The organism is Desulfovibrio litoralis DSM 11393 (genome assembly GCF_900143255.1).
Classification (GTDB): domain Bacteria; phylum Desulfobacterota; class Desulfovibrionia; order Desulfovibrionales; family Desulfovibrionaceae; genus Frigididesulfovibrio_A; species Frigididesulfovibrio_A litoralis.
Window position 1 is genome coordinate 82,937 of sequence record NZ_FRDI01000003.1, and the last position, 14,329, is coordinate 97,265.

The window sequence follows — 14,329 nt, forward strand, 5'->3', positions numbered from 1 at the left end:
TCTGTTGATATAAATTGTTTATCTTTTTATCTTGCACCTTTAGGAAATAACACAACCCCGATAGTTTTTAAGATGATCTTTATCTCTAATAAGGTCGACAAGTATTTAATATAATAAAAATCATACTCAAGTTTATACCTTGCGTCTTCCAAGCTTGAGCCATAAGGATATAACACCTGAGCCCAACCGGTAATTCCGGGTTTAACGCTATGTCTTACATAAAAATAAGGAATTTGTTTTTCTAACTCGGCAACAAATTCAGGGCGCTCGGGACGAGGACCAATTAAACTCATATCGCCTTTTAAAACATTAAAAAGCTGGGGAAGTTCGTCTATTCTCGTTTTACGAATAAAACGCCCTACTCTTGTAACACGAGGGTCGGACTTTTCTGCCCACTTTGCCCCGTCTTTTTCTGCATCAACCCCCATAGAGCGAAGTTTGTACACTGTGAAAATTTTACCCTGTAAGCCAACGCGCTTTTGAGTATAAATAGGCGAACCCGGAGTTTCAAGGCGAATAATCAAAGCCACAATCGCCAAAAAAGGCAACAAGAGAATAAACATAAAGGTAGAAATCAAAATATCAAACGCCCTTTTAAAACGTCTTGCCGTTTTATGTACGTTTAAATTAAAACCGTCTTGATGCAATAGCCAATTATCATTGATTAAATCAACGGGAATACGCTTAGTTAAACGCTGATACAAGCTAAACATATCATCAACCCCCAAACCACTCAAACGAGCGTTAAACAGCTCTTTTGCCAGTTTAGGAGAAAGTAACCCCTCATCAAGCATAATAACTCTTGTAACCTTGCGTTGTTCAATAATGCTTAAAACATCATTCACCGAACCCAAGTGTTGCCCGGCATTCACATCATCAATACATTCAGCACCCAAATAGCCGACCAACTCGGCATCAGGGGCATATTTTTTCAATAAACCCGCCACTCTGTCTGCTTGTGATACACCTAAAAGTAATACTCGTTGTTTTTTTAAAAGTTTACTTGAAAAGTGTATGTATATTAAACGCCAAACCCCGGCAAAGAGCATATTTAAAAACATTTGGATTAAAAACAAAGTACGAGGGAAACGCCAGTTATCCAAAAAATAAAATAAACCCGTGGTTAAGAGCGTTCCGATAAAAATTCCCATACCTAAGCGAATCATACTGTCTTTTACATCTTCATGTCCTATATTATAACAGTCCATAATATAAAAAGACAACATAAACAGTAAAACAGTAAAAGTAGTCGCACCGGTATAATCGGTTAACAGACTCCAATCTTGGGGCAATAAAAAAACCGCCGCAATTTCAAGAGCAAATAAAATACAAAAAATATCAAGAAGAATAAACCAAAACTTACGTGAACCGTCCATGTAAGCCTCCACGCTTTTTATGAATTGCAAGTTTTTATAATAAGCTTTATTTTATTAGAATCAAGCAGAATAATAAAGAACAATTTTAAATGATTACAATTTATATCAGGAGCTTATATGGATTATTGCATGATTTACGTTACTTTTGCAAACAAAATGGAAGCGGAAAAAATAGCTCAAACCTTATTACAAGAAAAACTGATTGCCTGTGCGAATATAATGCCTGAAATGACTTCATATTATACTTGGAACGCTCAACAAGAAAAAGCTGTTGAAATTCCTTGTATATTTAAAACTCAACAAGCTTTTTATTACAAGATAGAGAAAAGAATAAAAGAGTTGCACAGTTATGAAACTCCTTGTATTGTCTGTTTACCTATCTATTGTGGTTCTTCAGATTTTTTAACATGGATAGATAACAGCTTAAAATAAAAATTATTATTATTAAAATATGAAACAACCTCAATCGAAGGAGCAAACATGGCAATATATGTATCAGGATCTTTAGCTTTTGACAGAATTATGAACTTTAAAGGTCTATTTTCAGATTCTATTTTACCGGATAAAATCCATAATATGAATATTTCATTTTTTGTGGAAAATTTAGAAGAAAAACGCGGTGGTTGTGCGGGAAATATCGCCTATAGCTTAGCTCTTTTGGGTAAAAGCCCTATAGTTTTATCAGCCGCAGGCAAAGATTTTGATAGCTATGCAAAAGTTATGATTAACCTTGGCTTAAGCCTAAAAGGAATTAAACGTGTAGACAACAAGTTTACTGCCGCCGCCTATATTAATACTGATACTCACAACAACCAATTAACCGCCTTTTGTGCCTCTGCTTTATTAGAACCTTGCGATCATAGTTTTCAACAACTTGATGCCTCTAAAGATTTAGCAGTAATTTCTCCGGGAAATATGGAAGATATGCGAACTTTAGTAAGAAAATATGCCGAGGCAAAAGTAGCTTATATTTATGACCCCGGTCAACAAATTCCCGTTTTATCGGCTGATGAATTATTAGACGGAGTCGCCAACTCTAAAATTTTAGTCAGCAACGACTATGAACTTGAAATGATTTGCAAATCCACCCAAAAAACAAAAGCAGAATTGCTCTCGCTCGGAAATTGTATAATCACAACCCTCGGCGAAAATGGTTCGGTAATTCAAGACAAAAAAGATTATCAAACGCCACTTGCCGTAAAGGCCGTTCCCGTTTCTCAGGTTGTTGACCCAACAGGTGCCGGCGATGCATTTCGTAGCGGTTTGTTGTTTGGTCTGAGTGAAAAAACAAGTATTCAAAAGGCAGCAGCGTTCGGGGCAACTTGTGCCGCTTATTGCGTTGAGTGTGCCGGAACACAAGAACACGTTTTTACACTCAAAGAGTTTCAACAACGTTACGAAAAAGCTTTTAATTAAAAAAAACCTCGCTAAAAAACAAAACCTCACTATATAAAATACAGTGAGGTTTTTTGTTTACAACAATCAAAAAAGTTTTTTTTAATCTTCGTCGTCGTGATTATCTTTAGACATAGCCTTAACAGGACAAACTTTAACACAAGCACGACACCCAATACAACGCTCAGGGTCAAAAACAACCTTGTGTGTGCTTTGTTCATAAGAAAGAGCCGAAACAGGACAAAGGGCAATACACATACCACAATGCATACACAACTCTTCGTTTTTAACAATGCTTTTTGAAACAAAAGTAACACGCACGCCTTGTTCCTGAAGATATTCAAGCCCAAGAGTGCAATGCTCTTCCGTTCCGTCAATTGATAAAATCAAATATCCTTCTCGTTTTGGATTAATACGAGACTTTAAGATACTAAAAGTAACATCAAAACGCTTTACCAACATACAAACCAAAGGTTTATTTGCAAGTTCAGGCGGAAAAAATAGCTCTACAATTTTAGAATAAGTGGGGTTATTTGATACAACCTTTTTTTGTTTTGCGTCTTTGTGATTAGACATAACAGACCCTTACTAGTTTAAAATATACAGTTGACAAAAGGCTAAACGCCCTGCTTATTTGTTGCTTGCCATAAATTTTTTGGCACTGGCAGCTTCATGGCTATTTGGATATTTTTTGATCAACTCATTAAAACGTAAGTTAGCGGCGTCTTTTTTACCCACACGATAAAAAGCCATTCCCTGTTTTAAATAAGCTGATTGCAATTTTTGATTTGACGGATATTTAGAAATAACTTCCTGATACGCCAAAGCGGCATTAGCAAAATCGCCTAATTGGAAAAAAGACTCACCGCGCCAAAACTGTGAATTTCCTGCCAACTGATGTTTAGAAAAGTTTTTATTGAAATCATCAAAAATTTTAATGGCATCTTTATAACGTCTTTCGCTAAACGCTTGAGTTCCGGAATCATATAAAACCTTTGCAGTATCACTATTTACCTGCGTTTGCGGAGCGGTTTGAGGCTGGGTTATGGGCTGAGTAAACGTGCTTGGTGGTGTTCCAATACCTGTATTCATATCGCTTGGTGGTGGAGTAACCGCATTTAAGCTTGAAACTTCAACGCCAAGCTGGGCTGCCATCTGTCTTACTGCTGCACTTAAATTTGCGACTTCCGTACGCAACTGTCCGGCATCATTAATTTGAGAAGTACGCATATTAATATCATCTAACTGTCCGTTAATTCTGGCAATATCGTTTCGCATCGCCTGAATTTGCGACCAACTTTCCGCCTGGCTCGGTAAAATCTGGTCAACTTCTCTTGCCTGATTTGAGATAGCGGCAATTTTTCTGTCTTGTTCATCAAGACGAGCGTTAACATTGTTGTTATCACCTGTTACACAAGCGGTTAAAGACAAAGACATTAAAGCCAAAACGGTCAAAAGGCGTAGTTTCATTCAATACTCCTAAAATAATTAATATATAAGGTTATTTTAATTTGATATTTTGTTTATTGCTTTTTTCGCCTTAGGGCGACCAAAAAAGAAATAGGCAATGCCACCAATCACCGGAATAAAAATTCCAACCATTATCCAGATAATACGAGTTACCGGGGAATCAAACTCATGGTGATACGCATGCCATATACACCATAAATTGGGTAACGCCGGAATAGTAATAAAAACAATCCAAAGAAGGGTAGACATCAAACAAGCTCCTACAATAAAAGATACTTTTCTTTCTTTAACCCATAACTATAAAAAAGTTAATAGTTAATTTTAATCCGCAGTATAAAATTTATAATATAACTATCTTAATTGAGACTATTGCACAATAGTTTCATAGAGGCTTTCGTCAAAAGACACTCCAAAAAAACATGAATAAAGTACAAATTGGCTTTGCCGACCAGTATATTTTGAGAAATTTGGCGGGGCTTCGGGGGCATTCTTCGAAACAAAGATAAAAGTTATTTCCCCTTTCAACTAAGTGTTTTTATACCTTAAGACGTTTTATGCTATATTATAGAGAGAATATAAAACAATGAAAAAGCACGTAAAATTAAGCTTTGCAATAATCTTTCATTAGATGAAAGATAAAAAATAAAACTATTTTTTTGTTTAAATCAGCTTTATACATAATAATAAAATATAGAGGTTATAAAATTATTACAATCCACTCAACTTATATTATTATATACTAGCTTTTTATCAAAACTTTATATACTATAGCTTATACTAGATAAAACATTCAAAATATCTTAATATATAACAGCAAGTTTATCTAAGCTATTTGGGGATATACAAAATGTTAAAAAAAACTCTCTTCATAATATTTCTTTATTTAAGCCTTTTTAATATAGCCCAAGCGGAAGAGCAAGGAACTCTAACGGTTGGTACAAATTATTCGCTATTCTCTCTTGACCCCTATTCTCAGATTAATCAAGAAAGCCTTCAGCTATCAAATCTCTTGTTTGACAGCTTAACCAGATGGGAAAATTTTACTGTCGAAAATCATTTGTTAAAAGACCTGAAAAAAATTGATAATCTTAAATGGCGTGCAACTTTGAGGGAAAACTTATTTTTTCATTCCGGAAGACCGGTTACCACCGAAGAAATAATTTGGAGCTTTAAGAGGGCAAAAATGTCTCCAAACTTTTCTTATATTTTTGCCAATATAAAAGAAATCAAGGCTGTCGATTCTCTTACTATGGAATTTACCACCATCTATCCAACAATATTAATGCCCCAACGCTTAACTTACCTCTTTGTTATGGATAAAGATTTTTATCAAGGCACTGATGAATACGGCATTCCTAAGGATAAAGTCGTAAGCTCTCTAAATGTACAACCAACAATGAACCCTTTTCCTTTTGCCTGGACTCACGTTTCAGGCTCAGGACCATTTACTCTTTACAAATTTACTCCCAACAACAGATTGGAGTTGAAAAATTTTGATAAATACTGGAAAAAACGTGGCAATATTAAAAATTTAATTATCACAAAAAATACAAAAGCTGCAAAACCAACCGTTTCGCTAATCTCAGACAAAGTTGATTGCATTTTACAAATTCCTCCACTTGATGCCTTTCGTATTTCAGGCGTACCAAATATTAACTTGTATAGCACATTAAACTCAAAAATATTTATAATACAATTTAACTTTGATAAAAATAACGAATTAAAAAATCCAAAAGTTCGAGAAGCGATTATCTCTGCAACAGATAGCCAAGCGATTGCCAAAGATATATTCTTTGATGAAAAGTTAGCAACACAACAGTTTGCAATTTCGACTCAATTAGGACACCTTGAAAACTTAGATCCTCGTTATAACCTTAAAAAAGCACACCAGTTAATGCAAGAACTCGGGTATAATACAAACAAACCACTCGAATTAACTATGGTTGTTTTAGAATCGCTCGATAAAAATCAAAAGAGTATTGTCTCTTCTTTCGTCAGCATGATGCAACTAATTAATATCCATATTACTATTGTTCCATTGTCTGAAATAGAATATTTTAATGCTCGCAAACTTAAAAGTGATGCGGACTTGTTATTCACAAGTTGGAAACCCGATACTGAAGATTCTAGCGATTATTTTCAACATCTACTCATGTGTAAAGATAAAAATAACCCCAGTAGAGGCGATTTTAACTTTGGAAAATATTGTAACCACGAACTTGATCAATTAATAAATCATGCAATGAATACTGAAAACCAAGAAAAACGCAAAGAGCTTTTACAAGAAGCAACTCAAATTGCTTATAATGATATGGCGTTTATACCAATAGTTTATGCACCATTTATCTGGAGCACCAATAAAGATGTATTGAATGCAGAAGATATTGTAAATCGCTCCAACATAATTTATTTCGGAAAGGTACTTTTGAAAATTGCCGATTAAGATAGTTGCAAAATTTTTATCTTTTATCGTGAGTAATTTGAAATGCCAAAGAATATAGATAATGGAAATAATCTACATATTCAACATTAACATAAGTCGGAACAAAGATTCTGGCTGGTGCAAAGTTTAATATGCCCTTAATTCCGGCACTGACTAAATGGTTAGCCGCACGTTGGGCTCTTTCCGGTGGTGTTGCAATTATACCGATTTCTACTTTTAAGTCGGCAATTTTTTCTTTTAAACGTTGGGTACAAACGACTTCGAGCCCGGCAATTTCTTCACCTATTTTAAAAGGATCACAGTCAAACACGCCAACTATTTTAAAACGAGTTTGTTTAAAGCCGTTATGCCCAACCAAAGAACGCCCCAAGTTTCCGGCACCGACCAAAACAGTAGGCCATTCACGGTTTATCCCCAACGCTTCAGAAATAGAAGCCATCAAAGATTTAACATTATAGCCAACGCCCCTAACGCCAAATTCGCCAAAATAAGTTAGATCTTTGCGGATTTGGGAAGCGTTAACATCACAAGCCTTGGCTAAAGGTTCAGAGGTAATAACCTCGACCCCATCGACATCTAAGCTTTCCAACACCTGTAAATAAACAGCAAGGCGTTGAATGCTGATTTTAGGAATATGTTTATTTTTATTGTCTGTATACATAAGTTTTAACACAAAGAAGGAGGCTAAGAAACCTCCTTCTAATATAAAGTTTTATTTAACAAAAAACGCTTTAGGTTAAACGTAGCCGTTAGCAAAAAGAAGGATAAGGTTAACAACCAAAGCATAAATAGCCAATGATTCAATAAAAGCCAAGCCCAAAATTAAGCTAACAGTAATTTTTCCGCTAGCCTCTGGGTTACGAGCAATACCTTCACAAGCTGATTTCAAGCCAAGACCTTGACCAATTCCACAACCGGCAGCGGCAATTGCCATACCAATAGCAGCAGCAGCACAAACCAAAGCAAGGCCGGCAGAATCAAGTCTTGCAGCCGGAGCAGCAGCTTCAGCAGCAAAAGCAACAGAAGCAAGAGCAACCAATGCAACAGTGTTTAAAGCAATCATAAAAAATTTACGCATCTAAAAACTCCTATAATGTTATATGTTTGCGGTCAAAAGACCATTCCCAACAAAGTAAATTAGTGTGCCGGTTCTATAGCACCTTTTAAATAAATCATAGTAAGCATAAAGAAAATAAAGGCTTGAAGGGCTTTAGCTATAAAGAACAAAAAGTATAAAGGCAAGGTAGAATATAAAGGAGCTAAAATAAACAAGAGCCACAATACAATTTCTTCACCTCTGATGTTACCGAAAAGACGAAGAGTAAGAGAAAGCGGACGAGCAGTATGGCTAATAATTTCAAGAGGTAACATAAGTGGAACAAGTGGCAACATAGGACCCATAAAGTGATGAACATAATGAGCACGCCACTTAGCAATACCTACATAGTTATAATAAACAAAAACCGACAAAGCCATTGCTATATTAGTATTAATATTTGCCGTCGGAGCATCACAACCGGGAACAAGACCGATAAGGTTAATTCCGGCTATAAAGATAAAGATACCACAAAGAACAGGAAAAATTTTTCTTCCTTCCTCACCAGTATTGGCAACAACAAAATCTTCCAGACCGCCGATAAGCGTTTCAAAAAAACTCTGACCGCTATTAGGTATAAGAGTTAAACGCTTGCGTATAAATAACGCCACAACAGCAAGCAACGCCATCACACACCATGTATAAAAAATCGGTCTAAATTCAAGCCAATGTCCACCGATATTTACCATATCAAGTTTAAGTGAAGTTGATAATAACAACGGATGTTCTAGTTGTGCAGACATTCTCTTAGCCTCCCGCTAGCTGATACGCAAAGTTTTTGAAAACAATATTTGTTTTTTGTAATATAAAAAACACCAATAAGCAAGCATAAAAACGACACCTGAGAGACCTAAAATCAAAGTCCAAACAGGAGCAGAAAACTTAAAAATAGCAATAACCAATATGATAGCAGTAACAAATATTCTAAGATTAAAAAAAACAAAATGCTTTAATATAAGTCTTGGATTATATTGTTGGCTTATTATATTTTGAACAGACGAACAAAGAATTTTAAAGTTATACGTCGCCAACAATAAACCCATACTAAACCAAAACAAGTGGCTATCAAACATAAAAGTTAATACGGAAACAACCAAAACAACATCTAAACACAAAATAGCCCGAGCTAAAAAAAAACGTAATTCCGGACTAAAAATACCTTCTTTAAGCAATTTACACTCTAAAACTCGAAGTCGTTTTTTTAATAACATAATAATTATATCTGTTCAAGTAAAAATTATCACATGCTATATAAAATTTTACAAAAAACTTTATATCAAGCCAAGTGAGGTTATAAAATTTATTTCTTATTAAACCTTTCTTGATCAGCTTTTTCACCGGCTCTTAATAAACGTTTTGTATCAAACAAAACATTTTTAAACCCGGCAACTATACCAAAAACAAGCATAATCAGAAAAAACCAAGGGCCGGTTCCGAGCCACTTATCTAAAAAATATCCCATCACACCGCCGACTAAAGTTCCCGAAACCAAATGCAAACCAATAACGCCGGCATACGTCAGAGCATCTGAAGATTGCTTATCCCAATCAAACCATTTTTTTAAGCCCATAACCAAAGCTACCTTCGTTTTACAAAAAAATACATAACAAAATGTATTTACCATTTCAAACAAGATAATTTTTTTTATTTATAAGGTCAAGAATTCTTTATTATTAACTTCAATTCTATCCCCAAAATTCCCTGCTATCTATAATAAAAAATAAAAAGATTAAGGTAAACTCTTATCAAATCAGTGAAAAGAATCACTAGCTTTTTATAGGCATTTTATGCTATAATTAAAGAAATGAAAAAACAATCAAATTATAATACCAAAAAATGAAATTTTGTATAATTCAAATATTGATAAATATGTTTGTTTAATATACAATACAAGAGCTATCAAAAGAACAGTTAATTAACAATTAATTATGGACGTATATAACCATAAAAAACAATCTGTAAAAAAGAGAGAGGAAAAATATGAGTGTTATAAAAGTTGGTATTAACGGATTTGGACGCATAGGAAGACAAACCTTCCGCAGCCTATATAAAAGATACCAAGGACAAATAGAAGTTGTCGCCATTAACGACCTTTGTGATACCAAAACAAACTTTCACCTGCTACAATTTGATACATATTACGGTCATTTTGAGCCACAAATTGTTGAAAACGGAGATAATGTTCAAGTAGGAAATTGGAACGTTCATTGTTTTTCAGAACGCGACCCAAGCAATTTAAAATGGGGAGATTACGGAGTTGATGTTGTAATAGAATCAACCGGAATTTTTAAAAAAGCACCGCAAGCAGGAATACATATTAAAAATGGGGCAAAAAAAGTTATAATTAGTGCCCCGGCGAAAGAAGAAGATATTACCATCGTTATGGGGGTAAATCAAAATGATTATAACCCTGCTAAACACAATATTATTTCCAACGCTTCTTGCACCACAAACTGCCTTGCTCCAATCGCCTTAATAATGGAAAAAGAGTTTGGGATAAAACTTGGAACGATGACAACCGTACACTCTTATACAAACGACCAACGTATCCTTGACTTACCTCATAGCGATTTACGAAGAGCTAGAGCCGCCGCAGGTAATATTATACCCACCTCAACCGGTGCCGCTGAAGCCGTTGCCAAAGTAATTCCAAGCCTTAAAGGAAAGTTTAACGGATATTCTTTAAGAGTTCCAACTCCAACAGTCTCAATTATTGACTTTATTGCAATTTTAAATAAACCGACAACAACGGAAGAACTTAAAAAAGTTCTACAACATGCCTCTGAAAATGAATTAAAAGGTATCTTGGGCTATAGCACCCTACCCCTTGTTTCTTCTGATTTTAGAGGAAACTCAAATTCATCAATTATTGATGAAGCTTACTGTACCGTACAAGAAGGTACCCTTGCGAAAGTAATTTCTTGGTATGACAACGAATGGGGATACTCTTGTCGCCTCGGAGACCTTATCGCATATATGGGAACAAAAGGTTTATAGTTTTCACCCCAAATAAAAACAAAGCTAAGTTTAAACAACATTTCGTCTGTTTAAGCTTAGCTTTTTGTTTAAACCAATATCTATAAGGTCAATTAATCTTAAAACTTAAATAAACTTTCAATATACCCTAAACACCTTAGCTCAAACAGATTTAACAGTATGCATAATGCAAAATAATTGCATAAAAATTAAGAGCATGGTATAAATTATATATCAAACACATTTCAAAAAAAGGATTATACCGTGTGGTTTTTTAACAAAAAAAATACTGCAAAAAAATTAAATATAATTATTATCGGTGCGGGTGAAGTTGGCTTTAATCTGGCGAAACGCTTAAGCAACGAAGAACGTCAAGTTGTTGTAATCGATACTAACGAAGAAGCTTTGGGCAAGATTTCAGAAAATATTGATGCCCAAACTTTAAACGGTTCCGGCTCAGACCCTCTAACCCTAGAGTTAGCAGGTATGAGTAATGAGTCTATTTTGGTTGCCGTAACCGATAGCGATGAAATTAATATTCTTTCTTGTCTTTTTGCAAACCATATCGCCCCAAAAGCACAAAAAATCGCACGTATCAGAAATGAAAATTTTGCAAACTATCACACCCTTTTTAAAGGTTCGGCTCTTAATATCGGAATGATTGTTAACACCGACCAAGAAGTTGTCCATTCCGTAGACCGTATGCTTTCTTTACCCGGGGCTGTTGACGTGGGTGAATTTGCCGAAGGGCGTATTAAAATGGTTGCTATGGTGGTTGAAAATGGACCTTTACTTAATCAACCCTTACGCCAACTTGAAAGCATAGTCGGAGTAGAAGCGGTCTTGGTTGCGGCAATTTCACGCAATGATACTTTAATCATTCCAAACGGAAGCACCCACATAGAACAAGGCGACCTTGTTTATTTTATCTATACCGAAGAAACCAGCGAAGACTTGTTAAAAGCCATAAACTGTAAAAAACGCACCATTGAACAAGCCCTAATTATTGGTGGCGGAAATATAGGAATGCGTATTGCTCAGTTTTTTGAATCTAAAAAATATTATGTTAAATTGATAGAAAAAGACAGAAAACGCTGTGAATATTTAGCCTCACACTTAGAAAAAACCTTGATATTGCATGGCGTTGGTGCTGATCCAAAGCTTTTAACCGATGAAAACATTGATAAAGCAGATGTTGTAATCGCCGCCACCGGAGATGAGGAATATAACATCTTAACTTGTCTTTTAGCCAAATCTTTAGGGGCAAAAGAAACGGTAGCCAAGATAAATTCAAGCGTTTATCAAAAGTTAAGCGAAACGGTCGGGGTCGATCACACGATTAACCCAAGACTTGCCGCCGTAGATACTATTTTGAGAGGTATGAGACAAGGAAAAATCTTGTCTGCTATGTCTCTCAGGGGTGATGATACGGAAATATTAGAACTTATCGCTCTGGAAAATTCTGAAATTACCAACACACCGATCAGAGAATTAAAAATGCCTGAAGGTGTATTGTTCTTAGCCGTTATTAGAGAAGACGAAGTTTTTATTCCTAAAGGTGGCTTTATTATTAAAACACAAGATCGCGTCTTGTTACTTACAACAAGAAAGGCTATGCCGGAACTTGAAAAAGCTCTTGCCAGCGAAAATCAATAAACTATTCTCTATTTGTCTTAAATAAAAAAGCGGTTAATCGGCTAAAACTTTATGAATCTATATTTATTGGATAAAATAAAACGCATTCGCAATTCGGAAACAACCCTTAATCTTGATCTTTTAACCATAAAAGCTCAAAGCATTATTGGAATAGCCGGTCATAACGGTAGCGGAAAGTCTACTTTAATGCGAATTTTAGCCTTTTTAGACCTGCCTGACAGCGGGTCTTTATATTTCAAAGGGCAAGAAGTTACCAAAGAAACCATACTCTGGAAACTCAGGCGACAGGTAACCCTATTAACCCAAGAAACCTATCTTTTAAAACGTAGCGTTTCCAAAAACCTTGAATACGGTTTAAAGATACGTGGAACAAAGCTTAGTTCAGATGCGATTTATGAAGCAAAGTGTCAAGCTTTAGAAGCGGTTGGAATGAACCCGGATATTTATTTAAAACGCAGTTGGCAAGAACTTTCCGGAGGAGAAACCCAAAGAGTTGCCCTCGCCACACGCCTGATCTTAAAACCTGAAGTTTTACTACTTGATGAACCAACGGCCAGCCTCGATGAGAAAAGTACAAAACTTATCTGTAAAGCGGCACTAAACAGCCGTGAAACAGATAATACAACAATTATTATTGTTTCTCACGATCTTAACTGGCTTAAAGAAGTTTCGGACAGCGTCATTTATTTAAAACAGGGAAAAATTCAACAATAATCTCAAAATAAAAAACCTCCGAAACAAAAAAGCTTCGGAGGTTTTTATAACATTTACATTAATAAGCTTAAATTTTCTTAAGCGATCTTTCTATCGCCTTTAACGCCTCAGACATAAGCTTTTCATCGGCCTGTGTTCCCATGTGTCCAAGCCTGAATACTTTATCTTGCATTGGTCCAAAACTACCTGAAACAACTAGCCCTTCAGCTCTAAGCAATTTTTTCCACGTTTCCCAGTTTGTTTTTTGCGGAACTTTTATCGCCGTAACCGTAGGGGAAGAGACAAAACCAGCTTCAACAAAAAGTTCTAAACCAAGTTTTTCAATTCCTGTGCGACATTGTTCCGCCACTGCATTATGCCTTGCGTAAACAGAATTTATTCCTTCGTCCAACAACACTTTGGCAGCAGCATTTAAGGCGGCAACACCATGCCAATATGGAGTATAAGGACAACGAGTTTGGTTTTTAATATTCTTAAAAGGCAATAGGGAATCATAACCTTGATAATTAATTTCTTCCATAATTTCAAAGGCTTTAGAACTTACGCTCACAATCGACATACTTGGTGGTGCCGACAGACATTTTTGAGAGCCAACCAAAGCAAGGTCAATGGACAAGGCATCTGCATTTAAGGCAGCACCGCCCACACTGGCAACAGCATCAACATATAATAAAGGCACTTTATATTTATTTTTCAAAGCCGCTAAACCATCTAGCGGATTTAACGTACCTGAGGGAGTTTCGCAATGCACAACGCTGATAAGTTTTGGGCAATCTTTTTTTAAAGCCTCTTCAATAAGCTCTAACGCCATATTATCAATCGTCTGATTATAAGGTAGTGAAATACTTGTAACTTCACAGCCCAAACTCTTAGCCATTTCGCCAATTCCATCACCAAAAACGCCCGTGCCGATACTTAAAACTTTATCGCCAACTTTCAAACAACTTTTTAAAGCCCCCCAAAGAGCAAGCATTCCCTCCCCGGTCATCAAAACAACTTCATTTTTAGTTTGCATAATTTCAGCAAGCATATCCGCTGTTTCCGAATAAAAAGGAATAAAATCTTTCTCTATTTGCCCGGAACCATAATCTTTATTCATCACCTTTAAAACATTGGGGTGTAAGCTAACAGGACCGGCAACCATAGGAATATTAATATATTTTTGCATAGTGAAACCTATTTAGATTAAAAAGTAAAAGCCAA

The 14,329-nt window shown here is 35.6% G+C and carries 16 protein-coding genes; 6 read left to right on the forward strand and 10 right to left on the reverse strand.

The features are described 5' to 3' along the window. Window positions 1-26 precede the first annotated feature (26 nt). Window positions 27-1,376 carry a sugar transferase gene (locus tag BT999_RS02750; protein ID WP_072696249.1) on the reverse strand — a complete coding sequence of 450 codons (1,350 nt, stop codon included), beginning with the start codon at window positions 1,374-1,376 and terminating at the stop codon, window positions 27-29. A gap of 117 nt (window positions 1,377-1,493) precedes the next feature. On the opposite strand from BT999_RS02750, the gene cutA reads away from it, so the two are divergent. Further along, a complete protein-coding gene (gene cutA, locus BT999_RS02755) occupies window positions 1,494-1,808 on the forward strand; it encodes a divalent-cation tolerance protein CutA (protein WP_072696250.1) in 315 nt (104 codons plus the stop codon). Between the two features lie 48 nt (window positions 1,809-1,856). Beyond that, window positions 1,857-2,792: a PfkB family carbohydrate kinase gene (locus BT999_RS02760; RefSeq protein ID WP_072696251.1), complete on the forward strand. Its 936-nt coding sequence runs from the start codon at window positions 1,857-1,859 to the stop codon at window positions 2,790-2,792. Window positions 2,793-2,873: 81 nt separating this feature from the next. On the opposite strand, the gene BT999_RS02765 is transcribed toward BT999_RS02760, so the two are convergent. Genes BT999_RS02765 through BT999_RS02775 form a run of 3 tightly spaced genes read right to left on the reverse strand, consistent with a single transcriptional unit; the run spans window position 2,874 to window position 4,490 of the window. After that, window positions 2,874-3,347 (reverse strand): NIL domain-containing protein, encoded by a 474-nt coding sequence (locus tag BT999_RS02765; RefSeq protein ID WP_072696252.1) that lies wholly within the window; start codon window positions 3,345-3,347, stop codon window positions 2,874-2,876. 54 nt (window positions 3,348-3,401) lie between these two features. Beyond that, complete coding sequence (gene ybgF / locus BT999_RS02770) at window positions 3,402-4,241, reverse strand: tol-pal system protein YbgF (protein WP_072696253.1); 840 nt, start codon at window positions 4,239-4,241, stop codon at window positions 3,402-3,404. Window positions 4,242-4,277: 36 nt separating this feature from the next. Beyond that, window positions 4,278-4,490: a PLDc N-terminal domain-containing protein gene (locus BT999_RS02775; protein ID WP_072696254.1), complete on the reverse strand. Its 213-nt coding sequence runs from the start codon at window positions 4,488-4,490 to the stop codon at window positions 4,278-4,280. Between the two features lie 598 nt (window positions 4,491-5,088). Here BT999_RS02775 and BT999_RS02780 point away from each other — a divergent pair. Then, window positions 5,089-6,684, forward strand: a complete 1,596-nt coding sequence (locus BT999_RS02780; RefSeq protein ID WP_072696255.1) for an ABC transporter substrate-binding protein — start codon at window positions 5,089-5,091, stop codon at window positions 6,682-6,684. 16 nt (window positions 6,685-6,700) lie between these two features. On the opposite strand, the gene BT999_RS02785 is transcribed toward BT999_RS02780, so the two are convergent. The 5 genes from BT999_RS02785 to BT999_RS02805 form a co-directional block, all read right to left on the reverse strand. Further along, entirely contained in the window at window positions 6,701-7,345 is a 645-nt protein-coding gene (locus BT999_RS02785) for a redox-sensing transcriptional repressor Rex (protein WP_072696256.1), read from the reverse strand. A 75-nt stretch (window positions 7,346-7,420) separates the two neighbouring features. Continuing rightward, a complete protein-coding gene (gene atpE, locus BT999_RS02790; protein ID WP_072696257.1) occupies window positions 7,421-7,762 on the reverse strand; it encodes an ATP synthase F0 subunit C in 342 nt (113 codons plus the stop codon). A 59-nt stretch (window positions 7,763-7,821) separates the two neighbouring features. Continuing rightward, the gene (gene atpB, locus BT999_RS02795) at window positions 7,822-8,523 is read right to left on the reverse strand and encodes a F0F1 ATP synthase subunit A (protein WP_072696258.1); all 702 of its coding nucleotides are present in this window, start codon (window positions 8,521-8,523) and stop codon (window positions 7,822-7,824) included. A gap of 15 nt (window positions 8,524-8,538) precedes the next feature. Next, window positions 8,539-8,991 (reverse strand): hypothetical protein, encoded by a 453-nt coding sequence (locus BT999_RS02800; RefSeq protein WP_072696259.1) that lies wholly within the window; start codon window positions 8,989-8,991, stop codon window positions 8,539-8,541. A gap of 89 nt (window positions 8,992-9,080) precedes the next feature. After that, complete coding sequence (locus BT999_RS02805; RefSeq protein ID WP_072696260.1) at window positions 9,081-9,350, reverse strand: AtpZ/AtpI family protein; 270 nt, start codon at window positions 9,348-9,350, stop codon at window positions 9,081-9,083. Between the two features lie 410 nt (window positions 9,351-9,760). Here BT999_RS02805 and gap point away from each other — a divergent pair, with 410 nt between their 5' ends. The 3 genes from gap (at window position 9,761) to BT999_RS02820 (ending at window position 13,126) form a co-directional block, all read left to right on the forward strand. Then, on the forward strand, window positions 9,761-10,777 hold the full coding sequence (gap, locus tag BT999_RS02810) for a type I glyceraldehyde-3-phosphate dehydrogenase (RefSeq protein ID WP_072696261.1): 1,017 nt from the start codon (window positions 9,761-9,763) through the stop codon (window positions 10,775-10,777). Between the two features lie 243 nt (window positions 10,778-11,020). After that, window positions 11,021-12,412: a Trk system potassium transporter TrkA gene (trkA, locus tag BT999_RS02815; RefSeq protein ID WP_072696262.1), complete on the forward strand. Its 1,392-nt coding sequence runs from the start codon at window positions 11,021-11,023 to the stop codon at window positions 12,410-12,412. 51 nt (window positions 12,413-12,463) lie between these two features. Then, window positions 12,464-13,126, forward strand: coding sequence for an energy-coupling factor ABC transporter ATP-binding protein (locus BT999_RS02820; RefSeq protein ID WP_072696263.1), 663 nt, complete (start codon window positions 12,464-12,466; stop codon window positions 13,124-13,126). Between the two features lie 67 nt (window positions 13,127-13,193). Here the strand turns inward: BT999_RS02820 and BT999_RS02825 are convergent, their stop codons facing one another. Next, complete coding sequence (locus BT999_RS02825; RefSeq protein WP_072696264.1) at window positions 13,194-14,294, reverse strand: pyridoxal-phosphate-dependent aminotransferase family protein; 1,101 nt, start codon at window positions 14,292-14,294, stop codon at window positions 13,194-13,196. Between the last annotated feature and the right edge of the window lie 35 nt (window positions 14,295-14,329).

Excerpts from the sequence above, each read along its gene's own strand:
- BT999_RS02775 (WP_072696254.1), bottom strand. The coding sequence starts at position 4,490 with ATGTCTACCCTTCTTTGGATTGTTTTTATTACTATTCCGGCGTTACCC.
- atpE (WP_072696257.1), bottom strand. The coding sequence starts at position 7,762 with ATGCGTAAATTTTTTATGATTGCTTTAAACACTGTTGCATTGGTTGCT.
- cutA (WP_072696250.1), top strand. The coding sequence starts at position 1,494 with ATGGATTATTGCATGATTTACGTTACTTTTGCAAACAAAATGGAAGCG.
- gap (WP_072696261.1), top strand. The coding sequence starts at position 9,761 with ATGAGTGTTATAAAAGTTGGTATTAACGGATTTGGACGCATAGGAAGA.
- BT999_RS02800 (WP_072696259.1), bottom strand. The coding sequence starts at position 8,991 with ATGTTATTAAAAAAACGACTTCGAGTTTTAGAGTGTAAATTGCTTAAA.
- BT999_RS02760 (WP_072696251.1), top strand. The coding sequence starts at position 1,857 with ATGGCAATATATGTATCAGGATCTTTAGCTTTTGACAGAATTATGAAC.
- atpB (WP_072696258.1), bottom strand. The coding sequence starts at position 8,523 with ATGTCTGCACAACTAGAACATCCGTTGTTATTATCAACTTCACTTAAA.
- BT999_RS02820 (WP_072696263.1), top strand. The coding sequence starts at position 12,464 with ATGAATCTATATTTATTGGATAAAATAAAACGCATTCGCAATTCGGAA.
- BT999_RS02780 (WP_072696255.1), top strand. The coding sequence starts at position 5,089 with ATGTTAAAAAAAACTCTCTTCATAATATTTCTTTATTTAAGCCTTTTT.
- BT999_RS02805 (WP_072696260.1), bottom strand. The coding sequence starts at position 9,350 with ATGGGCTTAAAAAAATGGTTTGATTGGGATAAGCAATCTTCAGATGCT.
- BT999_RS02785 (WP_072696256.1), bottom strand. The coding sequence starts at position 7,345 with ATGTATACAGACAATAAAAATAAACATATTCCTAAAATCAGCATTCAA.
- ybgF (WP_072696253.1), bottom strand. The coding sequence starts at position 4,241 with ATGAAACTACGCCTTTTGACCGTTTTGGCTTTAATGTCTTTGTCTTTA.
- BT999_RS02765 (WP_072696252.1), bottom strand. The coding sequence starts at position 3,347 with ATGTCTAATCACAAAGACGCAAAACAAAAAAAGGTTGTATCAAATAAC.
- BT999_RS02750 (WP_072696249.1), bottom strand. The coding sequence starts at position 1,376 with ATGGACGGTTCACGTAAGTTTTGGTTTATTCTTCTTGATATTTTTTGT.
- BT999_RS02825 (WP_072696264.1), bottom strand. The coding sequence starts at position 14,294 with ATGCAAAAATATATTAATATTCCTATGGTTGCCGGTCCTGTTAGCTTA.